The organism is Streptomyces morookaense, from assembly GCF_013030945.1.
Taxonomy (GTDB): Bacteria; Actinomycetota; Actinomycetes; order Streptomycetales; family Streptomycetaceae; genus Streptomyces; species Streptomyces morookaensis.
The window spans coordinates 1-2,458 of sequence record NZ_JABBXF010000148.1 but is presented as its reverse complement, the minus strand read 5'-3'; the positions used below and the strand labels follow the sequence as shown (position 1 = coordinate 2,458).

The window sequence follows — 2,458 nt, the reverse complement described above, 5'->3', positions numbered from 1 at the left end:
GTCCCGGTGCCGGAGCCGCGCACATCGGTGTTCCCGGGGCCGCGTAACGGCTGAGCGCTCCGCGGGGCTGCGGGCCGTGCGTGGCTGGTCGCGCAGTTCCCCGCGCCCCTTGCGGGGCGCAGTACCACGAACCCGCGCCCCGAAAGGGGCGCGGGGCTCTGCTGAATATGCGGCTCCGCCGCGTGGGCGCGACCAGCCACAGACAACCGTCACCCGATATCCGGCGGATCCACCCGCAGCCGCACCGGCTCCCCCTCCCGGCGCGCGAGGCGAACCGCCTGCGCCGCCTTCAAGGCGGCCGCCAACGCAGCGCCCTGGCCAGGTCGGACCCGCAACAGGGCCCGCTCCCACTGTTCCCCGGGCGGCGGCTCCCCGGTCCGGGCCGGCGCCCCGGCCCTGCGCACCGGCAGCGGCACCGGCCCCAGCACATCCGTCCCCGGAGGCAACTCCGCGGACCCGATCAGCTCGGCCACGGCAGCCGGCGGCCCGGCGACGGACGCCATCCGCGAAACGGGCGGGAAGCCCAGCTCCGCCCGGTCGGCCAGCTCCCGCATCGCATGCCCCGCAGGATCCCAGCGCACGAGCGCCTGCACCGGCCGCAGCGTCGGCTCGGCCACGACGACCACCGTGCCGCCCGCCTCCTGCCCCCGCACCAGCGCCGCCGCACCGAGCCAGCGGCGCAGCGCCTCCTCCCCGGCCCGCAGGTCGGGCAGCCCGAGCAGGGCCCAGCCGTCCAACAACAGGGCGGCCGCATAACCGCGTTCGGCGACCGGCTCCGCGCCCGGCGTGGAGACCACGAGCGCGGGCTGGTCCGGCACGGTGTCCAGCACGTGGTTGCGCCCCGACGTGCGCACCGGCACCGCGGGAAAGGCCCGGCCGAGCTCCTCCGCCGTACGCTGCGCGCCCACGATCCGTGCACGCAGCCGGAAGCCGCCGCACTCGGGGCAGTGCCAGTCCGTGGTCTGCTGCCCGCACCAGCCGCAATGCAGCCCGGCGTCGCGCTCCCGCGCCTCCAGCGGCCCCGAGCAGTGCCGGCACCGCGCGGGCTCGCGGCAGCGCTCGCACGCGAGCCGGGGCGCGTAGCCGCTGCGCGGCACCTGCACCAGCACGGGGCCGTGCCGGAGCCCCTCCCTGGCGACCTCCCAGGCGATCGTGGGCAGCCGCGCGGCCCGGGCGGCCTCGTCCCGCGCCTCGTCCTTCTCCTCCACCGTGCGAACGCGGGGGGCGGTCACCCGCACCCGCTCCCGGTCCGCGGCGAGCGGCAGCGCCCAGCCGGTGTCCACCAGCTGCGCCGCCTCGACGGTGCAGCCGAAACCGCCCAGCAGGAACCCGGCCTTCTCCTGCACCGCGCGCAGCACCAGCACCTCGCGCGCGTGCGGCTGGGGGGCGTTGGTGTCGCTGTGGCTGGAGTCGCCGTCGTCCCAGATCGCGACGAAGCCCAGGTTCCACACGGGCGCGAACATCGCGGCGCGCGTGCCGACGACGGCCCGCACCGCGCCGCGGTTCACGGCGAGCCAGCGGCGGTAGCGCTCCTCGGGGCCGAGGTCGGCCGTCAGCAGCACGTGCCGGCCCGGGCCGAGGAGCGCGGTCAGCTCTGCGTCGACCCGGGCGGCGGCCCGCCCGTCCGGCACGACGACCAGCGCACCCCGCCCGGAGGCGAGCGCGGCGACGGCCGCCCGCGCGAGCTCGGCGGGCCAGTGCGGCCCGGGCAGCGCCGTCCAGACGGCACGCGGGGTGTCCCCCCGCACCAGGGCGTCCAGATACGCGGGACCGGTCGGATACCGCGCCCAGCTGCCCGCCTCGGGCGCACCGGGCCGGGGCAGCAGCCGGGGCGAGGCCTCGGCCTCGATACGGGCGTGCCGCGGCGGAACGGCCAGCTGCAGCACATCGGCGAGCGACCCGGCGTACCGGTCGGCCACGGCCTTGCAGAGACTCAGCAGCGGCGGCCGGAGCACCGGCTCCGGCGACAGCACCTGGGCGAGCGCGGCCAGCGGCCCCTGGTAGTCGGACTCGGCCACCCGCTCGATGATGTACCCGTCGAGCAGCCCACCGCCCTCGCGGCGCCCTTCCCGCACCTTGGACGTACCGGCCCCGAACCGCACTCGTACCCGGGTGCCCGGCTGGGCGTCGGCGTCGAGCTCGGCGGGCACGGCGTAGTCCCACAGCCGGTCCAGGTGCACCGGCCCCTTGTCCACCAGCACCCGCGCCACGGGCAGCTCCCCGGCCAGCGCCGCCCCGCGCCACGTCCGCGGTTTGGCCCGCGGCACCTTGGCCTTGCGCACGCTCTCCCGGATGAGCGCCAGCTGCTCCCCCGCCGGCGACTGCTCGGGCCGCCCTTTCTCGCTGCTCACAGATCCAGTCCTACCAGAGGGCAACGACAACGGCCCCGAACCGATTCAACGGTCCGGGGCCGAAGTGTGCTTGCGGGACTTACAGTCCGGCGGCCTGCTTCAGGGCC

The 2,458-nt window shown here is 77.2% G+C and carries 1 protein-coding gene; it reads right to left on the bottom strand.

What is annotated here, in order from left to right; translation table 11 throughout:
- Nucleotides 1–209 precede the first annotated feature (209 nt).
- On the bottom strand, nucleotides 210–2,351 hold the full coding sequence (locus HG542_RS33500; protein ID WP_171088143.1) for a primosomal protein N': 2,142 nt from the start codon (nucleotides 2,349–2,351) through the stop codon (nucleotides 210–212).
- Nucleotides 2,352–2,458: the final 107 nt, after the last annotated feature.